This window comes from Actinomadura macrotermitis, from assembly GCF_009604375.1.
GTDB classification, from domain to species: Bacteria; Actinomycetota; Actinomycetes; order Streptosporangiales; family Streptosporangiaceae; genus Spirillospora; species Spirillospora macrotermitis.
In genome coordinates, this window is the sequence record NZ_WEGH01000002.1 from 1,746,968 (window position 1) to 1,766,739 (window position 19,772).

A 19,772-nucleotide genomic window follows, 5' to 3' on the forward strand; every position below is an offset into this window, starting at 1 on the left:
GCGTGCGCTTCCGGCATCCGGACGGGTCGCTCGTCCATCTCGCGTACTGCACCAACGTCCACCCGGCCGAGGACCTGGACGGCGTGATCGGCCAGCTCGGCCGCTACGCCCGCCCGGCCCGCGAGCGGCTCGGTGTGCCGCTGCTCGGCGTCGGCCTCTGGCTCGCGCGCGGCGTCGCCGACGTCCTGGTCGCCGACCCGGCGCGGCTCGCGCGGCTGCGCGCGGCGCTGGACCGGCACGGCCTGGAGGTGGTGACGCTGAACGGCTTCCCCTACCAGGGCTTCCAGGCCGAGGTCGTCAAGCACCGCGTCTACCACCCGGACTGGACCGAGCCGGCGCGGCTCCGCTACACCCTGGACCTCGCCCGCATCCTCGCCGGCCTGCTGCCGGACGACGTCGCCGAGGGCAGCGTCTCGACGCTGCCGCTCGCCTGGCGGCACCCCTGGACCGAGGGGCAGGCCGCCACGGCCGCCCGGCACCGCGCCCTGCTCGCCGAGGGCCTCGCCGAGCTGGCGGCCGAGACCGGCAAGACGATCCGGGTCGGGTTCGAGCCCGAGCCGGGCTGTGTCGTGGAGACCACCGCGCAGGCGGCGGCGCAGGGGCTCGGGGTCTGCCTGGACGCCTGCCACCTGGCCGTCGCGTTCGAGGACCCGGCGGCGGCGGTGGCGCGGCTCGGGCCGTCCATCGTCAAGCTGCAGGCGTCGGCGGCGCTGCACGCCGACCGGCCCGCCGACCCCGCGACCCGCCGCGCCCTCGCCTCGTTCGCCGAGCCGCGCTTCCTGCACCAGACCCGCGAGGCCGGCCACCTGCACGGCACCGACGACCTCGACGCCGCCCTGGACGGCTGGCTGCCCGGCGACGCCGCCTGGCGGGTGCACTTCCACGTCCCGCTGCACGCCCCGCCCGCGCCGCCGCTCCGCTCCACCGGGCCCGTCCTGGAGGAGGTCCTGGCCGTGCTGTTCGGCGGCGACCGGGCGCTGACCCGCCACATCGAGGTCGAGACCTACACCTGGGAGGTCCTGCCCGACCCGCCGCGCACCCCCGGGGCCCTCGCCGACGGCATCGCCGCCGAGCTCGCCTGGACCCGCGACCGCCTCATCGACCTCGGACTGAAAGAGGAGCACCCGGCATGACCCCCACCCCGCTCGTCGTGATCGACGTCGTCGGCCTCACCCCGCGGCTGCTCGCGCACATGCCCAACCTGACCAGGGCGATGCGCGCCGAGGCGGCGCTCGGCACGGTGCTGCCCGCCGTCACCTGCTCGGCGCAGTCGACGTTCCTGACCGGCGCGCCGCCGCGCGAGCACGGCGTCGTCGGCAACGGCTGGTACTTCCGCGACCTCGGCGAGGTGCTGCTCTGGCGGCAGCACAACGCCCTGGTCGGCGGGTCGAAGATCTGGGACGACGCGCGCCGCGCCCACCCCGGCTACCGCGTCGCCAACGTCTGCTGGTGGTACGCGATGGGCGCCGACGTCGACTGGAACGTCACCCCGCGCCCGGTCTACCACGCCGACGGCCGCAAGTCGCCCGACTGCTACACCACCCCGCCGGAGCTGCGGGTGGACCTCACCCGCGAACTCGGCCGGTTCCCGCTGTTCACCTACTGGGGGCCGAAGGCCGGGATCGCCTCCAGCGCGTGGATCGTGAAGGCGGCGCGGTACCTGCTGGAGCGCGAGCGGCCCGACCTCACGCTCGTGTACGTCCCGCACCTGGACTACGACCTGCAGCGGTTCGGGCCGGGCGGGGCGGAGGCGGTCGCGGCGGCCCGCGCGGTCGACCGCGTCCTCGCGCCGCTGCTGGACGACGCCGCCGCGGCCGGCGCGGTCACCGTGGTGCTGTCGGAGTACGGGATCACGCCGGTGTCGCGGCCGGTGGACGTCAACCGGGCGCTCCGCCGCGCCGGCCTGCTGGAGGTGTACCGGCAGGCGGGCATGGAGTACCTGGACCCGTGGACGTCGCGGGCGTTCGCCGTCGCCGACCACCAGATCGCGCACGTCTACGTCAAGGACCCCGCCGACCTGGAAACGGCCCGCAAGGTGCTGGCGGACCTGCCCGGCGTCGCCGAGGTCCTGGACGGCGACGGCAAGGCCCGGCACGGCCTGGACCACGAGCGCTCCGGCGAGCTGGTCGCGGTCGCCGAACCCGACTCCTGGTTCACGTACTACTACTGGCTGGACGACGCCCGCGCGCCCGACTTCGCCCGGCTCGTCGACATCCACCGCAAGCCCGGGTACGACCCGGCGGAGCTGTTCTTCGACCCGTCCGACCGGTTCGTCAAGCTGCGCGCCGCGGGCGCCCTCGCCCGCAAGGAGCTCGGCATGCGCTACGCGATGAACGTGGTGCCGCTGGACCCGTTGCCGGTGCGCGGCAGCCACGGCCGCCTGCCCGCCGACCCGCAGGACGGGCCGGTGCTGCTCTGCTCGCACCCGCTGGAGCGGACCGAATACGCCGCAACGGATGTGAAATCACTACTGCTGAGCCTCGCCGGTCTCCGGTAGCGTGCGGTCCCATGGTGCTTTGGCGCGGTTTGAGTGTCGGGATGGTCGTGGTGGCGGCGTCGGCGGGCATCGCCGGGGTGGCGCTCGGGCAGGACGACGCCCCGCCGGCGGCGGCCCGCCCGGTCGCGGCGGCCGCCGCCAGGCCGCTCGCGGGCAAGGTCATCGTCATCGACCCCGGGCACAACGGCCTCAACTACAAGTACCCCAAGATCATCAACAAGAAGGTGAAGGCGGGGCCGTTCCGCAAGGCGTGCGACACGACCGGCACGTCCACCAACTCCGGCTACACCGAGCACGCCTACACCTGGGACGTGGCCAACCGCCTGGCCCGGCTGCTGCGCGCGCAGGGCGCGACGGTGAAGCTGACCCGGCCGAACGACCGGGGCGTCGGGCCGTGCGTGAACCAGCGCGCCGCCATCGGCAACAAGGCCCACGCCGACGCGGCCGTCTCCATCCACGCCGACGGGGCGCCGTCCGGTAAGCGCGGCTTCCACGTCATCATGCCGGGCTACGTGAAGGGCTACACGGGGCCGATCGTGAAGCCGTCCAAGCGGCTCGGCTACGACATCCGCGACGCCTTCCGGCGCGGCACCGGCGAGCCGTACGCCAACTACGTCGCGCGCAAGGGCGTCGACGTGCGCACCGACCTCGGCGGGCTGAACATGTCGACGGTGCCGAAGGTGTTCATCGAGTGCGGCAACATGCGCAACCGCACCGACGCGGCGAACTTCAAGAGCGCCGCCTGGCGCCAGCGCGCGGCAGCGGCCCTGGCCGCGGGCCTGAGCACCTACGTGCGCCGCTGAATTTATTGGCCTTTCCGGCCCGGCTCCTCGCCTGGCGGCTCGGAGCCGACCGGCCAGGCGGCGAGCGCTGCGTCGCTTCGCGACCTGCCGCACGGGCCTCGCCTTCGGCGTCGGCCCGCGCGGCAGCCTCCGGTCGCGCTCGCGCGGGCTGGGGTCGTGCGGACTGGAGGCACACGCATCGGCTTGCTGAGTGGGGATTTTGTCGTACCAGGTTCGTAGTATTCGAACATGCGATCGAATCTGCTGGGCTCGGCGGCGGACTTCCGGCGGGGTGGGCGGTCGGCCCGTCCCCTCGACTCACACCTCGCGCAGCTGTTCCTGCGCGACCTGCGGGCGCCCGCGCCCGCCCGGCTCCCGATCTTCCGGTCCCGGCTGCAGGGCGAGCTGCTCGCCCGGCTGCTGCTCGGCCCGGCCCGCGAGCACGCGATGCTCGACCTGGCGGTCATGCTGCGCACCGACCTCGGGTCGGTCATGCGGGAGATCGACCGGCTCGTCCGCGCCGACCTGCTCGTGCTGCGCCGCACGACGGGCGGGCGGCTGGTCGCGCGCAATCCCGCCAGCCCGCTGTTCGAGCCGCTGGCGCAGCTGCTCGCGCTCACCTACGGGCCGGCCGGGGTGCTCGCCGAGGAGTTCGGCCGGCTGCGCGGCGTCACCGGGCTGCACCTGTTCGGCGCGTGGGCGGCCGGGCACCAGGGCGGCGACGTCGAGGTGCTGGTGATCGGCGCGGTGCCGCCCGAGGCCGCGTTCGACGCGGCGCAGGAGGCGTCGGCGCGGCTCGGCCTGCCCGTGCACGCGGTGGTCCGCTCGGCGGCGGCGTGGGCGGGCGACGACGACCCCTTCCTCCGCGAGATCCGCGCCGGGCGGACCGTCCAGATCAGCCCGTCAGCCATTCGGTGATGCCGGCGTGCAGGCGCTCCTTCGTCGCGGCGGGGGCGAAGGAGGCGTCCACGCCGTTGCGGGCCAGTTCGGCGAGCACCGCGTCGTCGTAGCCGAACGCCTCGCGCAGGTGCGCGTACTCGCCCGACAGCGGGGTGCCGATCAGCGCCGGGATGTCGGTGTTGACGGTGACCAGCAGCCCGGCGTCGCGCAGCCGGGGCAGCGGGTGCGCGGCGAGCGAGGCGGCGAAGCCGAGCGCGACGTTGGAGGACGGGCAGACCTCCAGCGGGATGCGGCGGTCACGGACCTCGGCGGTGAGGGCGGCGTCGTCCAGCACCCGGATGCCGTGGCCGAGCCGCTCGGTGCGGCCGGAGGTGATCGCCTGCCGGATGCTCGCCGCGCCCTCGGCCTCCCCGGCGTGGTGCACCACGTGCAGCCCGGTGTCGCGGGCGGCGGCGAAGACCTCGGTGAACGGGTCGCCGGGGTAGGCCTCGTCCCCGGCGAGGCCGACCGCGACGACCGCGTCGTGCCGGCGGGCCAGCTCCAGGGTGCGCCAGGCGCGCTCGACCGAGCGGCGGCGCGAGTGGTCCAGGATCACCCGCGTCTCCATGCCGAAGTCGGCGCGGCCCTGCTCCAGGCCCTCCAGGACGGCCTTCAGCGGCATGTCCAGGTCGCCGAGGCGCTCGCCGTGCGCGGCGGCGGTGAACGAGACCTCGGCGTAGCGGGTGCCCTGCGCGGCCTCGTCCGCGCAGTACTCGTAGGCGACGCGGCGGAAGTCGCCGGCCGTGCACAGGGCGTCCCGGATCAGGGCGTTCTGCTCGAAGAAGTCGGCGAAACCGGCGAAGGCGGGCGGCCGGTCCGGGACCGTCAGGCCGTTCGCGGCGCCGATCTCGCGGAGCGTCGGCCAGCGGACCGTGCTCTCCAGGTGGACGTGCAGGTGGGTCTTGGGCAGCTTCAGCAGATCGCGCACGGTCGTCCACGTTAGGGGGAGCGGCCGCCCGGCGGCCAGCCGATTACGGGCGGCCGGGACGTCAAACGATCACCTCGATGTGGTGGCGGCCATTTTTCTTTAAAGGGCGTTCCTGGTTCTTCATCCGGCCATTAAATGATGATCATTATGCGTTTCGTGGCAGCGGCTCCGGAAAGACAAAAGGTGGCGAGGCGACTCGTGCAAATGAGAGCACATTCTGGATCCGTTTCCAGGGGCGGCGGCCGCCGGGAACGGAGCCGAGCACGCAAGGGGATTCGACGTGCAGACCAAGACGACCGGCAAGGAACTGATGGACCGCGAGGTCACCGGCAGCGACGGCGCCAAGCTCGGGCACGTCAAGCAGGTCTACCTCAATGACGCGACCGGTGCCCCCGAATGGGTCACGGTGAACACCGGGTGGTTCGGCCAGCGGGAGAGTTTCATTCCGCTCGCCGACGCGCGGCACCATGGCGACACCCTTCAGGTGCCCTATGACAAGGAAAAGATCAAAGGCGCGCCGAGCATCGACGCCGACCAGCATCTGGGGCGTCAGGAGGTCGCCGAGCTCTACCGCTACTACGGCCTGCAGCCGGCCCGCGGCACCGTGCCGAACCAGCCGGGCAAGGCCAACGGGCAGCCCGTCCCGCCCGGCCCGGCGGGCCACCCCGGGCACCGGCCCGGCGAGCAGCACTACGCCTCGCAGCGGCCGGTCGCCCAGCAGCCGCCCGACCAGCGCGTGGGGGGCCACCGCGCCCCCGAACCCGACCGGGCCGCGATGATCGGCGGCCGGCCCGGGCCCGCCAACTCCCACAAGCCCGGGCGGGAGGAGACCGCCCACACCGAGGGCGTGGAGCTGATCCGCTCCGAGGAGCAGCTGCGCATCGACAAGGAGCAGCTGGAGAGCGGCCAGGCCCGGCTGCGCAAGTGGGTCGAGATCGAGCACGTGCAGATGTCGGTCCCGGTGATCCGCGAGCGCCTCAAGGTCGAGCGCGAGCCCGTCACCGGCGACTACAGCGGCGAGCCGAGCATCGGCGAGGACGAGCAGGTGATCATCCTGCACGAGGAGCGGGTGATCGTCAGCAAGGAGACCGTCGCGGTCGAGCGCGTGCGGGTCAGCGTCGAGCAGTACACCGAGCAGGAGGACGTCGAGGACGAGGTGCGCAAGGAGCGCGTCGAGGTCGTCCCCGAGGACGAGGTGGACATGCTGGGCGACCGGCGCATGGCGCCCGACCCGATGCTGCACGACCGGCAGCGCGACCGCTACCGGCGCTGACCGCGCCCCGAGACCCCGGCCTCCCGGCCACACGCCCCGGGAGGCCGGTTCCTTGCGCTCAGGCGAACGCGGCGCCGAGCCGGGTCATCATGCCGAGCACGTCGCTGACCACCCAGTACTCCACGAAGCGCCCGTCCTCGGCGCGCAGGATGTCGGTCCCGGTGAAGGCGACCTTCGTGCCGGGCGCGGCCGTGGTGCCGGGCAGCCCGCCCCGGTAGGCGCCAAAGAACGACCAGTGCGCGGCGACGGTGCCGCCGTCCACGACCGGGCCGGCGATCAGCTCGGTGGACACGTCGTCGAACAGCGTGAACGTCCGGGCGATCCGCGCGGCGGCCGCGTCGCGGCCCTGGACCTCCTCGCCGGCCCAGTGGCTGAGGAGACCGGGCGCGCACAGCTCCTCGATCACCGGCAGGTCGCCCTGCCACAGCTCCCCGAGCCAGCGGCGGTACATGTCCGCGATGCGATCGCTCATGGATTCCGCCTGCCCGCCGCGGCGATGGCGAAACTAGGACGGCAGGGCGTAGCGGCCGTCGTCCAGGGGGTCGACGAGGCCGTCGGCGACGAGGGCGTCCAGGGCGCGTTCCCGCTGGACGGCGTCGGCCCACACCACGTCCAGCGCGGGCTTGCCGACCGGGCCGTGCGCGTCGCGCAGGACGGCCAGCAGCCGGCCCCGGCACTGCCGGTCGGTGCCCGCGTAGGTCTGGCCCTTGCGGGGCGGCCCGTCGTAGGCGGGGCGGCCGCGCAGCTGCCACTCGCACCGGTCCAGCACCGGGCAGTCCGCGCAGCGGGGCGAGCGGGCCGTGCAGACCAGCGCGCCGAGCTCCATGGCCGCGACCGCCCAGCGGGCCGCGGTGGCCGGGTCGTCCGGCAGCAGCGACTCGGCGAGCCGCACCTCGGCGCGGGTCTGGGACTTCGGCGGGTACTCCGCGCCCGACACCAGGCGGGCGAGGACGCGGCGGACGTTGGTGTCCAGCACCGCGTGCCGCTGCCCGAACGCGAAGCTCGCCACCGCCGCGGCCGTGTAGGCGCCGATGCCGGGCAGCGCCAGCAGCTCGGCGTGGTCGGCGGGCACCGCGCCGCCGTGCCGCTGCGTGATCGCGACGGCGGCCTGGTGCAGCCGCAGCGCGCGGCGCGGGTAGCCGAGCCGCCCCCACGCGCGGACGGCCTCGCCGGACGGCTCGGCGGCCAGGCCGGCGGGCTCGGGCCAGCGCGCCAGCCACTCCCGCCAGACCGGCAGCACCCGGGCGACCGGCGTCTGCTGGAGCATGATCTCGCTGACCAGCACGCCCCAGGGCGTGGCGTCCGGCGCCCGCCACGGCAGGTCGCGGGCATGGCGGTCGTACCAGGCGAGGATCGGCTGGACGGGCGAGGCGGGGTTCGGGGAGGTCTGCATGACGAGACGCCATTGTGGCACGGCGGGTCTCCGCCCCCGCCGAGACCGGCGAATGCATACTGAGCGTATGGAGGAGGACACCGAAAGCGACTACGGCGACGAGGGCCTCGACCAGTTCTGGAAGCGCCGGGCCATCGCCCTCGCCGGGGTCATCGGCACCATCGGCTTCATGGTGTACGCGTGCAGCGGCGACGACGACGGCAAGCGCACCGTGCAGAACGCCGCCGCGGTGGGGACGCCGAGCGCGTCCGCCTCGTCCGCGGCGCCGGCGGTGATGCCGACCGTCACCGTCACGGCCACCGCGACCACCACCGCCAAGCCGCGCAAGAAGGACGGCGACGCCTGCGACCCGAAGGCCATGGTGCTCAGCCTGGCCCCCGTCAAGGACGTCTACCGCGACGGCGAGCAGCCGCAGTTCCGGATGACGCTGGTGAACACCGGCGAGCGCGCCTGCACCTTCGACGTCGGCCGCGACTCGGTCGACCTGCGCGTCTCCTCGGGGACGGACCGGGTCTGGTCGGCGCGGCAGTGCGCGCGCGACGGGTCGTCGATCCAGCTGCTGCGGCGCGGCATCCCCTACACCGAGACGATCACCTGGGACCGGCGGCGCGGCAACGACGGCTGCCGCGGCCACCGCGAGGAGGCCCAGCCGGGCACCTACGTCGCCAAGATCAAGGCGCGCGGGCTGAAGGCGCCCCGGCAGGTGTTCGCGCTGCGCTGAGCCTCCCGCGGCGTCGATGCCGCGTCACTGCCGCGTCACTGCCGCCCGGCGCGGTGCGGCGCGAGCGCGAGGTAGGTGAGGACCGCGCCGAGCGCCGACAGGGCCGCCAGGACGAGGCCGAGGGTGTGGAAGGCGCCGGTGAACCCGGCGGCCAGGGCCGCGTGGTGCGCCCCGTCCACCTTGCCCTGGACGGCCTGCCCGGCGAGCCGCGCCGCCGGGCCGGCGGGCAGGCCGCCGTCGCCCAGCCGGGCGGCGGTGAGCGTGGTGAGCAGGGCCGCGGCGCCGGCCACGGCGACGGACTCGCCGGTGATGCGCATCGTGTTGAAGACGCCCGCCGCCGCACCGGCGTTCTCGACCGGGACGGTGCCGACGGCGGCGTTGTCCATCACCCCGAACGCCAGCCCCACCCCGGCGCCGAAGGGCAGCAGGGGCAGCGCCAGCTCCCACCAGGACGCGTCGCCGCGCAGGGTCGTCAGGAGCAGGGCGCCGACCGCGATCAGCGCGGAGGCGCCGGTCAGCACCGCCCGCACGGAGGTGCGCGCGGCCAGCAGGCCGGCGGCGAGCGGCAGCAGCAGGACCGGCGCGGTCATCGGCAGCAGGAGCAGCCCGCTGGCGAGGACGGTGCGGCCGGCGACGCCCTGGAGGTAGGCGGGCAGGTACACCAGCAGGATGACGAAGCCGAGGGTGACGGTGAAGGGCTGGCAGACCACCGCGGCGAACTCGGGCCGGCGGAACAGCCGGACGTCGAACATCGCCCGGCCGGCCCGGCGCAGCTCCACCGCGGTGAACAGCGCGACCAGCGCCACGGCCGCGGCGAGCGGCAGCAGGGTGCCCGCCGCGCCCCAGCCCGCGGACGAGGCCTGGACGAAGGCGAAGGAGAGGCAGGCCAGCCCGGCGGTGAAGGCGGTCAGCCCGGCCACGTCCAGGGGCCTGCGGGCGGGGTCGCGGGACTCGGGGGCGCGGGTGGCGCACAGCCACGCGGGCAGCGACATCGCCGCGACCAGCAGGAACACCGACCGCCAGCCGGCCGCCTCGACCAGGGCCCCGGCGACCAGCGGCCCGCTCGCCAGGCCCGCGCCGAAGGAGGTGCCGAGGATGCCGAACGCCAGCCGCCGGCGCCGCCCGGAGGTGGCGTGGGCCAGCACCGCCGCGCCCGAGGCCAGCACGGCCGCGGCCCCGCCGCCCTGGACCGCCCTGGCCACGTCGGCCACCGCCATCGAGGGCGCCAGCGCGACCAGCAGGGACAGCGCCCCGACCAGGGCGATGCCGGTGAGCAGGACGCGGCGCCGGCCGAGCCGGTCGGCCAGGCCGCCGGCCGCGAGCGGCAGCGCCGCGAAGGTGATGTTGAAGGCGTTCAGCATCCACTGCGCGGCGCCGACCGAGGAACCCAGGTCCGCCGCCATGCTCGGCAGGGCCACCGCGGCCCCGGTCACCGAGAACGGCAGCATCATGCTGGCGGACGCGACCGCGGCCACCGTGGGCCAGTAGCCGTGCCCGCCGTCGTCCTCGGGCCGGGCCGGGCGGGAGCGGCGCGTGCCGCTGAGAGAAGACGTGGTCATGCCCTCGATCGTCGGCGCGGGCCGTGCCGGGAAGAAGGGGCGGCCGTTCCCTGGGAACGGCAGGGCCACCTTACGGCCCCCGCGTCCCCGCCCTCGGCCCGCATACTGGGCCCATGGCCAACACCAGCGTGCTCGCCGCCACCCTCGGCGGCTATCTGCGGGCCCGGCGGGCCTTGGTGCCGCCCGCGGACGCGGGCCTGCCGGCGACCGGCCGCCGCCGCGTGCCCGGCCTGCGCCGCGAAGAGGTCGCCGAACTGGCCGGGCTCAGCACCGACTACTACGTGCGGCTGGAGCAGGGCCGCGCCGACCGCCCCTCCGCCGAGGTCCTGGACGCGCTCGGCCGGGCGCTGCGGCTCGGGCCCGCCGAGCGCGCCCACCTGCACGACCTGGCCCGGCCGCCCCGCCGCGCCCCGGCGGCCGCCGCGGGACGGGCCGGCGCGCTGCGGCCGGCGCTGCGGCAGGTCGTCGAGGCCGTCCCGGCCACCCCCGCCGTGATCATGAACGACCGCACCGACGTGCTGGCCTGGAACCCGCTCGCGGCCGCGCTGATCGCCGACTTCCCCGGTCTGGCGCCGCGCGAGCGGAACATGGCCCGCCGCATCCTGCTGGACCCGGGCGCGCGGGAGATCCACCTGGACTGGGACGAGGCCGCGCGCACCACGGTCGGCATCCTGCGCATGGCCGCCGGGCGCCACCCGCACGACCTCGAGCTCGTGCGCCTGGTCGGCGAGCTGTCCCTCGGCAGCGAGACCTTCCGCACGCTGTGGGCCGGCCACCACGTCCACGAGAAGACCCACGGGCCGAAGCGCTTCCGCCACCCCATCGCCGGCGACCTCACGCTCGACTACGAGACCTTCCAGGTCCCCGGCGCCGCGCACCACCTGCTGGTGATCTACACGGCCCCGCCCGGCAGCCCCGCCGAGGAGGCGCTGGCCTTCCTCGGCGGCCACATCGCCGCCGGGGCGGGCGCCCCCGCCCGCACGCGAGCGCGTCCGGAGGCCGCAGCGCGGGCCGACGCCGAAGGCCGTCAGACGTAGCGTTCGAGGATGGAGGACTCGGCGAGGCGGGACAGGCCCTCGCGGACGCTGCGGGCGCGGGACTCGCCGACGCCGCCGACCGCCTGCAGGTCGTCGATGCTGGCCGCCAGCAGCTTCTGCAGCCCGCCGAAGTGCTCCACCAGGCGCTCCACGACCAGGCTCGGCAGCCGCGGCACCTTGGCCAGCAGCCGGTACCCCTTCGGGCTGACCGGCAGGTCGAGCGACTCGGGGCCGGTGAAGCCCATCACCTCGGCGACGGTGGACAGGTCGAGCAGCTCGTTGGCCGACAGGGCGTCCAGCGCGTTCAGCACCGCCGCGACGCCGTGCAGGCGGGTGCCCGCGGACGGGTAGTCGCGCACGATCAGCTCGCGGTCGACGTCGACGCCCGAGACCAGCTCGTCCAGCTGCAGCGACAGCAGCCGGCCGTCGGTGCCGAGCTCGACGACGTAGCCCTCGATCTCGTCGGCGATGCGGCGCACCATCTCCAGCCGCTGCACCACCGCCGACACGTCGCGGACGGTGACCAGGTCCTCGATCTCCAGCGCCGACAGGGTGCCCGACACCTCGTCCAGGCGCAGCTTGTAGCGCTCGAGGGTGGCCAGGGCCTGGTTGGCCTTGGACAGGATCGCCGCCGAGTCCTCCAGGACGTAGCGGATGCCGTCCAGGTAGAGGGCGATGATGCGCATCGACTGGCTGACCGAGATCACCGGGTGCGGGGTCTGGCGGGCGACCCGCTCGGCGGTGCGGTGCCGGGTGCCGGACTCCTCGGTCGGGATGGTGGAGTCGGGCACCAGGTGCACCGCGGCGCGCACGATGCGGTGCCGGGTGCTGTCGAGCACGATCGCGCCGTCCATCTTGGCGAGCTCGCGCAGCCGCGTCGCGGAGAACTCCACGTCGAGCTCGAAGCCGCCGGAGCAGATCTCCTCGACGAGGTCGTCGTAGCCGAGCACGATCAGCGCGCCGGTGTGGCCGCGCAGGATGCGCTCCAGGCCGTCCCTCAGCTGGGTGCCCGGGGCCACCGCCGCGAGCGTGGCCCGGCGTCGTTCGTCATGACCCTTGTTGTGTGCTGGCACCTGGCCCCCGGAGGTCGCTGGACGGCGTCAGTTTACCGAGGAGGGCGGCAGGTCGGTTCCTCCCCAGGTCGCAAGCTTGCGCCCGATGACGTCATACCCTGGCGTGACCCCGCTCAGGGCGCGGTGAATGCCACTTGTAGCGCCTGGGTGAGGCTGTCCACCTCCATCACCTTCATGCCCTCGAAGCTCATGAGCTGCGGGTCGGCCCGTTTCAGCGGCGATCCGCTGCCGAGCTCCAGCGAGCCGCGCGGCACGACGGCGTACTTGAAGCCGAGCCGGGTCGCCTCGGCGAGGCGCCGCTGCACACCCGGCACGATCCGCACCTCCCCGGCGAGGCCGACCTCGCCGACCGCGATCAGGCTGGACGACAGCGACTGCTCCACGGTGGACCCGGCGACCGCGAGCGCGAGCGCCAGGTCGACGGAGGTCTCGGCGAGCCGGACGCCGCCGACGGTGGACACGTACACGTCCTGCTCGTGCATGGAGATCTTGCAGCGCTGGGCGAGCACCGCCAGCACCATCGCGACCCGGGAGGTCTCCAGCCCCGACGACGCGCGCCGCGGCGAGGGCAGGTGCGACTTGGCGACCAGGGCCTGCACCTCGGCCACCAGCGGGCGGCGGCCCTCCAGCGTGACGGTGACGCAGGTGCCGGGGACCGGCTCGTCGCGGCGGGTGAGGAACAGCCCGCTCGGGTCGGGCAGGCCGACGATGCCGACCTCCGACAGGTCGAAGCAGCCGAGCTCGTCGGTCGGCCCGTAGCGGTTCTTCACCGCGCGGATCATCCGCAGCCGGCTGTGCCGGTCGCCCTCGAAGTACAGCACCACGTCGACCAGGTGCTCCAGCAGGCGCGGCCCGGCGATCGCGCCCTCCTTGGTGACGTGGCCGACCAGCACGACGGTGATGCCGCGCTCCTTGGCGACCCGGATCAGGTTGGCGGCGACCTCGCGGATCTGGGTGACGCCGCCGGGCGCGCCGTCGACCTCCGCGGTGCCGATCGTCTGGATCGAGTCGACCACGATCAAGGACGGCTCGACCGCGTCGACGTGGCCGAGCACGGCCGACAGCTCGGTCTCGGCGGCCAGGTACAGCCGGTCGGTGATCGCGCCGATCCGGTCGGCGCGCAGCCGGACCTGCTCGGCCGACTCCTCCCCGGTGATGTACAGGACGGAGGAGGTGCCCGTGCCGCCCGTAGTGGTGGAGGCGAGGGCGGCGACCTCCAGCAGCAGGGTGGACTTGCCGATGCCGGGCTCGCCCGCCAGCAGCAGCACGGCGCCGGGCACGATGCCGCCGCCGAGCACCCGGTCGAGCTCGTCCAGCCCGGTCGGGCGGGTCTGCGCGGAGCGCACGTCGACCTGGCCGATCGGCCGCGCGGGCGCGCTGACCGGGCCCGCCGTCACCACCCGGGCCGCGGCGGCGCTGGACCCCTCGATGATCGTGCCCCAGGCCTGGCACTCGCCGCAGCGGCCCACCCACTTGGAGGTCTGCCAGCCGCACTCCGAGCACCGGTAGGCGGCCTTGGCCGTCTTCACCTTCGCCATGGCCCGAAGCGTACGGCCGGCCACCGACAGTTCGGTCCCGGTCCGTGGGGCCGGCCGGAACTTCTGTGACTTATGGTGTTCAGGCAATCACGACCAGTTATGGCCATCTGCGTTGACGGAGGCGTCGGGCCGGCCGTCTGCTGTCAGAGGGCCCCGGTGAAAGGACCGCACGGCATGCTGCTGAAGAAGGCGCTGGGGCTCGGGGCGGCCGTGGCGGCGGTACTGGCGCTCGGCGCGCCGGCGCAGGCCGCGCCGTCGGGGGGCGGATATGTGGCGCTGGGCGACTCGTTCACCGCCGGGCCGCTCATCCCGAACCCCGCCGGCCGGCCGGCGGGGTGCATGCGGTCGGACCACAACTACCCCTCGCTCGTTGCCGCCCGTATCGGGGCCCGGCTGACCGACGTGAGCTGCAGCGGCGCCGAGACCACCGACATGACGGCCCCGCAGCGCACCTCGCTCGGCGTCAACCCGCCCCAGCTGAACGCGCTCACCCGCCGCACCCGCCTGGTGTCCCTCGGCATCGGCGGCAACGACCTCGGCTTCAGCGAGATCACCGTGGCGTGCGGGCTGGCGAGCGTCACCGACCCGCTCGGCGCGCCCTGCACCGCCCGCTTCGGCGACCGGATCGCCCGCCGCGTCGACGCCGTCGCGCCGAAGGTCGCCGCGGTGCTCGCCGGGATCCGCCGCCGCGCGCCCCGGGCACGGGTGCTGGTCGTCGGCTACCTGCGGCTGGTGCCCGGCGCGCCCGGCTGCTGGCCCGCCGTCCCGATCGCCCGCGGCGACCTGGCGTTCCTGGACGGCGCCGAACGCCGCCTCAACCGCATGCTCGCCGAACAGGCCAGGGCGGTCGGCGCGACCTTCGTGGACACCTACCGGGGCGGCCTCGGCCACGACATGTGCGCCCGCCCCGGCCGCAAGTGGGTCGAGGGCATCGTGCTGACCTCCCCGGCGGCCCCGGTCCACCCCAACCAGGCCGGAATGCGCGAGGTGGCCCGCCGCGTCACCGCCGCCCTGGACGCCTGACCTACCCCTTGCGGGCGCGGTCGATCAGGTCGGTGAGGTGCTCCGTCACCACGGCGGGGCGCTCCAGCATGGACATGTGGCCGGCGACCGGGATGACCTCCAGCCGCGCCGACGGCACGCAGGAGGCGATCTTCAGGCTGTGCCCGACCGGGGTCATCATGTCGTTCTCGGCGCTGATGACCAGGGTGTCGACGCCGCCGAGGTGCGCGCAGTCGCTGATCACGTCATGGGTGATCATCGAGTGGAAGAAGTCGATGAGGGCGTCCATCCGGGTCTCGGCCATCATCTGCTCGGCGAAGGCGACCGCGGCGGGGCTCGCGTCGGGGCCGAAGGCGATCAGGTCCTCGATCAGCACCGAGCCGTCGCGGCCGAGGTGGCGCACCTTCTCGATGAGCGCCGAGCCCGCGCCGACGGCGCGCAGCGCGCGCGGCAGCACCCGCTGGGTGACGCGGGCGAGGGCGGCCGGCAGGCCGAGGGTGACCGAGCCGAGCTCGCCCGAGGAGGTGTTGAGCAGGCCGATCCCGACGACCTTGCGGCCGAGCGTCTCGCTGTACTCGTCGGCGAACCGCAGCGTCGTCATGCCGCCCATGGAGTGGCCGACCAGGACGACCGGGGTGTCCTCGGGGACGGTCTGGTCGATGACGTCCTTCAGGTCGTGCGCGAGGCGCGGCAGCCCGTAGTCGTCGCGGGCGCCGCCGTCGGAGCGGCCGTGGCCGCGCTGGTCCCAGAAGACCAGGCGGGCCTGGCCGCGCAGCGCCTTGCGCTGGAAGTGCCAGGAGTCCTGGGTGAGGGTCCAGCCGTGCGAGAACACCACGGCGAGGTCGGTGCGGTCCTCGCCGTCGATCTCGGCGTACAGGCGGGTGCCGTCGGCGGCGCGGACCGGGACCGGGCGGCCGCGCAGCGACCCGAACGGCTCGCCGGCGTAGGGGTCGGGCCGCATCCGCAGCCGGCGGACGGCGCGGCGCTGGGCGGCCAGCCCCGCCCCGGTGGCGCCCGCGCCGAGCGCGGTGGCGGCGAGGATGTTGCGGCTCGTCCTGGCGGCACGTCCCATGTCCGACCCTCCCAAGTTCGTTGGACGGGTCATTGTTGTACATCTATCCAACAGGCGGGAGGGCGGGGGGTGGCTCAGCGCGCCCGCCACCAGATGTTGATCGCGTAGTCGACCTCCAGGCCGTCGTGCTCGCGCAGGAAGGTCTCGGCGAGCGCGGCCGGGAACTCGATCTTCAGCACCGCCGCCAGGTCCGCGCGCGACCCGAACACCCACCGGATCATCAGGGGTTCGCGCTGGTAGCCGCGGCGCGTCCAGAACCGCTCCACCGCCGCCGGGTCGTAGGACGGCAGGCCGCGCCGGAACCAGCCGCCGAACGTGGAGCGGGTCGCGTCGTTGTCGATGACGAACACCGCGCCGCCGCGCCGCACGACCCGGTCCAGTTCGGCGAGGCCCGGTTCGCAGCCCGGCCCGAAGAAGTACGCCCACCGTGCGTGCACGACATCGACCGAAGCGTCCGGAAGTGGCAATGCCTGTGCCGTGCCCACACGCACCGTGACGTTCGGCAGGTCGCGCACGCGCGCGCGGGCGGCCGCGGCGAGCCGGGCGTGCGGCTCCACACCGACGACCCGGGCCGCCTCCCGGGCGAACATCGGCAGGTGGAAGCCGGTGCCGCAGCCGAGGTCCAGCACGGTCGCGCCGGCCCACGGGCGCAGGCGCCGCAGGGCCGCCTCGATCGCGCCGTCGGGATCCACGGCACGGTTCTCGATCTCATAGACCTGAGGGGAGTTCCAGATGTTGGGGCTCGGCACGGCCCCGGGCGCGATGTCGACCACAACGACAGAGCGTAGTCACCGCATCCGTCAAGAAATGAGCATCACCCAGGGGCATGGGTTTCATCGCGGCTCCGGGCGAATAGGCTTTCCGTTGCGTGGGGCGCCGCCGGGCGCCGGCAGGACCTTGCCGCCGCCGGGGGGCGCGTCCGCGCCGTCAACCGCCGAGCGACCACCTGGCGAGGGAGCCTTGACCCCGCAGCACAACGGCGCCACCACCCCGGCGATCCGCGTCCCGGACGCCCCGATCACGCTGTCCACGGCGTCGGTCTACCCCGAGAAGGTGCCGAGCGCCTTCGAGATCGCGGCGCTGCTGGGCTACGACGGCGTCGAGGTCATGGTGTCCACCGACGCCTCCTCGCAGGACCTGAGCGTGCTGCGCCGGCTGTCGGACTACCACCAGGTCCCGATCAAGTCGATCCACGCGCCCTGCCTGCTGCTCACCCAGCGGGTCTGGGGCCGCGAGCCGTGGGGCAAGCTGATCCGCTCCAAGGAGGTCGCCGAGGAGCTCGGCGCCGAGGTCGTGGTGGTGCACCCGCCGTTCCGCTGGCAGCGCGACTACGCCCGCGAGTTCGTCGAGGGCATCGCCCGCATGCAGGACGAGACCGACGTGCTGTTCGCGGTCGAGAACATGTTCCCGCTGAAGGCGCGCGGCGCCGAGGCCGGCATGTACGCCCCCGACTGGAACCCCGTCGACCAGGACTACCCGCACGTCACCCTGGACCTGTCGCACACCGCGGTGTCCGGTTCGGACGCGATGGCGATGGCCGCCGACCTCGGCGACCGGCTGCGCCACATCCACCTGGCCGACGGCGTCGGCGTCACCAACAAGGACGAGCACCTGGTGCCGGGCCGCGGCGCCCAGCCGTGCGGGCCGATGCTGGAGACCCTCGCCGAGGGCGGCTTCGCCGGGCACGTCGTGCTGGAGGTCAACACCCGCCGCGCCGACAGCCGCGCCGAGCGGATGGAGGACCTGGCCGAGGCCCTGGCGTTCGCCCGGCTGCACCTGGCCGCGGCCGACCGCACCTGGCAGGTCACCTCCCGCGGCGAGGTGACCCGCCGGGGCGCCACGTGAGCCGACCGCCCGGACGCCGCCCGGGGCCGACCGAGACCCGCGAGGCGATCCTGGCCGCGGCCCGCGAGCTGTTCGGCGACAAGGGCTACGACGGCGCCTCGCTGCGCGCCATCGCCCGCGCCGCGGGCGTCGACCCGGCGCTGGTGCACCACTTCTTCGGCAACAAGGAGGGCGTGTTCGTCGCGGCGATGCGCTTCCCGGTCGACCCCGCCGAGCTGCTGACCCGGATCGCGCCGGCCGGCCGCGAGGGCGTCGGCGAGGCGATGGCCCGGTCGTTCCTGGAGATCTGGGAGGACCCGGCCCGCCGCGCGCCGATCCTGGCGATGCTGCGCTCGGCGATGACCAACGAGAAGGCCGCCGCGATGATGCGCGAGTTCGTCACCGCCGCGCTGTTCGCCCGCGCCGCCGAGAAGTACGGCATCCCGCCGGTGCGGGTGAACGCCGCCGCCGGGCAGCTCATCGGGGTGGTGATCCTGCGCCACGTCCTGAAGGTGGAGCCGATCGCGTCGGCGCCGGTGGACGAGCTGGTCACGATGCTCGCGCCCGCCCTCCAGCTCCATCTCGGCGAGTAGGGCCTTACCCCTGTGCGGACCCTTGACGGGGGACAGGTGCCGGCTTAAATTCAACATATGATGAATTCAGGTCCGGCGATCCGGGTGCAGGGGCTGCGGGTCGTTCGCGGCGGGCGCGAGGTGCTGCACGACCTGGCGTTCGAGGTGCCCCGGGGCACGATCGTCGGCCTGCTCGGGCCGAGCGGGTGCGGCAAGACGACCCTGATCCGGGCGCTGGTCGGGGTGCAGGTCGTGCGGAGCGGCACGGTGACCGTGCTCGGCGAGCCGGCCGGGGCGCCCGGGCTGCGGCGCCGCGTCGGGTACGCCACCCAGAAGCCCGCGGTGTACGGCGACCTCAGCGTCGCCGAGAACCTGCGCTACTTCGCCGCCATGCTCGGCGCGCCGCGCTCCGACGTGGCCCGGGTGATCGACGAGGTCGGGCTCGGGCGGCACCGCGACCAGGTCGTGGCGACCCTGTCGGGCGGGCAGCTGAGCCGGGTGAACCTGGCCGCCGCGCTGCTCGGCGGGCCCGAGCTGCTGGTGCTGGACGAGCCGACCGTCGGCCTGGACCCGGTGCTGCGCCAGGAGCTGTGGGAGCTGTTCCGCGAGCTGGCGGCCGGCGGGGCGACGCTGGTGGTGTCCAGCCACGTCATGGACGAGGCCGGCCGCACCGACCGGCTGCTGCTGATGCGCGAGGGCCTGATCCTCGCCGACGGCACGCCCGAGGCGCTGCGCGCCCGCACCGGCGCGCGCGACCTGGAGGAGGCCTTCCTCCAGCTCATCACCGAGCAGTCCGGGAGCGCGGCATGAACGTCTCGATCACGCTGGCCACCACCCGCCGCATCCTGGCCCAGCTGCGCCACGACCACCGCACGCTCGGCATGCTGATCGGGGTGCCCGCGCTGCTGATGGTGCTGCTGCGCTACGTCTTCGACCGGCCGGGCCTGTTCGACCGGGTCGGGCCGCTGCTGATCGCGGTCTTCCCGTTCGTGATCATGTTCATCGTGACCAGCGTCGGCACGCTGCGCGAGCGCACCGGCGGCACCCTGGAGCGGCTGATGACCACGCCGATGGCCAAGCTGGACCTGCTGCTCGGCTACGCGCTGGCGTTCGGGCTGCTGGCGCTGGTGCAGGTCGGCGTGGTGCTGGCGATCTCGCTGACCTGGCTCGGCCTGGACCTGCACGGCTCGGCCTGGTCGCTGCTGCTGGTGGCGGTGCTGGACGCCCTGCTCGGGATGGCCCTCGGGCTGCTGGCCAGCGCGTTCGCCCGCACCGAGTTCCAGGCGGTGCAGTTCATGCCCGCGTTCGTGCTGCCGCAGGTGCTGCTCTGCGGGCTGCTGATGCCGCGCGCCCAGATGGCGTCCTGGCTGGAGGCGGTCTCGGACGTGCTGCCGCTGACGTACGCGGTGGAGGCGATGCGCGAGGTCAGCGCCAGGAGCGAGGTCACCGGCACGCTGCTGCGCGACATGCTGGTCATCGCGGGCTGCACGGTGCTCGCGCTGGTGCTGGGCGCGGCTACGCTGCGGCGTCGTACCCCTTAAGCACCTTTTAAGCAAAAATGA

The 19,772-nt window shown here is 74.3% G+C and carries 20 protein-coding genes; 12 read left to right on the forward strand and 8 right to left on the reverse strand.

Annotation, left to right across the window (positions count from 1 at the left end; all coding sequences use genetic code 11):
- Positions 1-2 precede the first annotated feature (2 nt).
- The 4 genes from eboE to ACRB68_RS20220 all read left to right on the forward strand — a co-directional run bounded on the left by eboE (position 3) and on the right by ACRB68_RS20220 (position 4,197).
- On the forward strand, positions 3-1,133 hold the full coding sequence (gene eboE, locus ACRB68_RS20205) for a metabolite traffic protein EboE (RefSeq protein WP_328594533.1): 1,131 nt from the start codon (positions 3-5) through the stop codon (positions 1,131-1,133).
- Positions 1,130-2,497 (forward strand): alkaline phosphatase family protein, encoded by a 1,368-nt coding sequence (locus ACRB68_RS20210; protein ID WP_153534349.1) that lies wholly within the window; start codon positions 1,130-1,132, stop codon positions 2,495-2,497. The genes eboE and ACRB68_RS20210 overlap by 4 nt, the downstream gene beginning before the upstream one ends.
- An 11-nt stretch (positions 2,498-2,508) precedes the next feature.
- Positions 2,509-3,300 carry an N-acetylmuramoyl-L-alanine amidase gene (locus ACRB68_RS20215; protein ID WP_235959457.1) on the forward strand — a complete coding sequence of 264 codons (792 nt, stop codon included), beginning with the start codon at positions 2,509-2,511 and terminating at the stop codon, positions 3,298-3,300.
- Positions 3,301-3,528: 228 nt separating this feature from the next.
- Complete coding sequence (locus tag ACRB68_RS20220; RefSeq protein ID WP_153534351.1) at positions 3,529-4,197, forward strand: ArsR family transcriptional regulator; 669 nt, start codon at positions 3,529-3,531, stop codon at positions 4,195-4,197.
- On the opposite strand, the gene add is transcribed toward ACRB68_RS20220, so the two are convergent.
- Positions 4,175-5,146 carry an adenosine deaminase gene (gene add / locus ACRB68_RS20225; protein WP_328594466.1) on the reverse strand — a complete coding sequence of 324 codons (972 nt, stop codon included), beginning with the start codon at positions 5,144-5,146 and terminating at the stop codon, positions 4,175-4,177. The genes ACRB68_RS20220 and add overlap by 23 nt on opposite strands.
- 280 nt (positions 5,147-5,426) lie before the next feature.
- On the opposite strand from add, the gene ACRB68_RS20230 reads away from it, so the two are divergent.
- On the forward strand, positions 5,427-6,419 hold the full coding sequence (locus ACRB68_RS20230; RefSeq protein ID WP_328594468.1) for a PRC and DUF2382 domain-containing protein: 993 nt from the start codon (positions 5,427-5,429) through the stop codon (positions 6,417-6,419).
- 58 nt (positions 6,420-6,477) lie between these two features.
- Here ACRB68_RS20230 and ACRB68_RS20235 read toward each other — a convergent pair whose 3' ends face one another.
- Both ACRB68_RS20235 and ACRB68_RS20240 read right to left on the reverse strand, forming a co-directional pair.
- Positions 6,478-6,891 carry an ester cyclase gene (locus ACRB68_RS20235; protein ID WP_153534356.1) on the reverse strand — a complete coding sequence of 138 codons (414 nt, stop codon included), beginning with the start codon at positions 6,889-6,891 and terminating at the stop codon, positions 6,478-6,480.
- A gap of 33 nt (positions 6,892-6,924) precedes the next feature.
- Positions 6,925-7,812 (reverse strand): HhH-GPD family protein, encoded by an 888-nt coding sequence (locus ACRB68_RS20240; RefSeq protein ID WP_153535206.1) that lies wholly within the window; start codon positions 7,810-7,812, stop codon positions 6,925-6,927.
- Between the two features lie 67 nt (positions 7,813-7,879).
- On the opposite strand from ACRB68_RS20240, the gene ACRB68_RS20245 reads away from it, so the two are divergent.
- The gene (locus tag ACRB68_RS20245) at positions 7,880-8,533 is read left to right on the forward strand and encodes a hypothetical protein (RefSeq protein WP_235959459.1); all 654 of its coding nucleotides are present in this window, start codon (positions 7,880-7,882) and stop codon (positions 8,531-8,533) included.
- A gap of 35 nt (positions 8,534-8,568) precedes the next feature.
- Here ACRB68_RS20245 and ACRB68_RS20250 read toward each other — a convergent pair whose 3' ends face one another.
- Positions 8,569-10,092, reverse strand: coding sequence for an MFS transporter (locus ACRB68_RS20250; RefSeq protein WP_207709745.1), 1,524 nt, complete (start codon positions 10,090-10,092; stop codon positions 8,569-8,571).
- Positions 10,093-10,205: 113 nt separating this feature from the next.
- Between ACRB68_RS20250 and ACRB68_RS20255 the strand changes: the two genes are divergently transcribed.
- Entirely contained in the window at positions 10,206-11,129 is a 924-nt protein-coding gene (locus tag ACRB68_RS20255) for a helix-turn-helix transcriptional regulator (RefSeq protein WP_153534360.1), read from the forward strand.
- Here the strand turns inward: ACRB68_RS20255 and disA are convergent.
- Positions 11,120-12,148 (reverse strand): DNA integrity scanning diadenylate cyclase DisA, encoded by a 1,029-nt coding sequence (gene disA / locus ACRB68_RS20260; RefSeq protein ID WP_328594469.1) that lies wholly within the window; start codon positions 12,146-12,148, stop codon positions 11,120-11,122. The two genes, ACRB68_RS20255 and disA, sit on opposite strands and share 10 nt — an antisense overlap.
- Positions 12,149-12,315: 167 nt before the next feature.
- Positions 12,316-13,740, reverse strand: a complete 1,425-nt coding sequence (radA, locus tag ACRB68_RS20265) for a DNA repair protein RadA (RefSeq protein WP_153534363.1) — start codon at positions 13,738-13,740, stop codon at positions 12,316-12,318.
- A gap of 174 nt (positions 13,741-13,914) precedes the next feature.
- Between radA and ACRB68_RS20270 the strand changes: the two genes are divergently transcribed.
- Positions 13,915-14,763, forward strand: a complete 849-nt coding sequence (locus ACRB68_RS20270) for an SGNH/GDSL hydrolase family protein (RefSeq protein WP_153534365.1) — start codon at positions 13,915-13,917, stop codon at positions 14,761-14,763.
- Between the two features lies 1 nt (position 14,764).
- Here the strand turns inward: ACRB68_RS20270 and ACRB68_RS20275 are convergent, their stop codons facing one another.
- On the reverse strand, positions 14,765-15,814 hold the full coding sequence (locus tag ACRB68_RS20275) for an alpha/beta fold hydrolase (RefSeq protein WP_153534367.1): 1,050 nt from the start codon (positions 15,812-15,814) through the stop codon (positions 14,765-14,767).
- 74 nt (positions 15,815-15,888) lie between these two features.
- Positions 15,889-16,587: a class I SAM-dependent methyltransferase gene (locus ACRB68_RS20280; RefSeq protein WP_328594470.1), complete on the reverse strand. Its 699-nt coding sequence runs from the start codon at positions 16,585-16,587 to the stop codon at positions 15,889-15,891.
- Positions 16,588-16,774: 187 nt separating this feature from the next.
- Between ACRB68_RS20280 and ACRB68_RS20285 the strand changes: the two genes are divergently transcribed.
- From ACRB68_RS20285 to ACRB68_RS20300, 4 genes are read left to right on the forward strand one after another with little or no spacing between them, the layout of a single operon-like run.
- Positions 16,775-17,659 carry a sugar phosphate isomerase/epimerase family protein gene (locus tag ACRB68_RS20285; protein ID WP_194293375.1) on the forward strand — a complete coding sequence of 295 codons (885 nt, stop codon included), beginning with the start codon at positions 16,775-16,777 and terminating at the stop codon, positions 17,657-17,659.
- On the forward strand, positions 17,656-18,231 hold the full coding sequence (locus tag ACRB68_RS41425; protein ID WP_328594471.1) for a TetR/AcrR family transcriptional regulator: 576 nt from the start codon (positions 17,656-17,658) through the stop codon (positions 18,229-18,231). Before ACRB68_RS20285 ends, ACRB68_RS41425 begins: the two co-directional genes overlap by 4 nt.
- A gap of 57 nt (positions 18,232-18,288) precedes the next feature.
- A complete protein-coding gene (locus ACRB68_RS20295; protein WP_153534371.1) occupies positions 18,289-19,020 on the forward strand; it encodes an ABC transporter ATP-binding protein in 732 nt (243 codons plus the stop codon).
- Positions 19,017-19,751, forward strand: coding sequence for an ABC transporter permease (locus ACRB68_RS20300; RefSeq protein WP_153534373.1), 735 nt, complete (start codon positions 19,017-19,019; stop codon positions 19,749-19,751). Before ACRB68_RS20295 ends, ACRB68_RS20300 begins: the two co-directional genes overlap by 4 nt.
- Positions 19,752-19,772 lie beyond the last annotated feature (21 nt).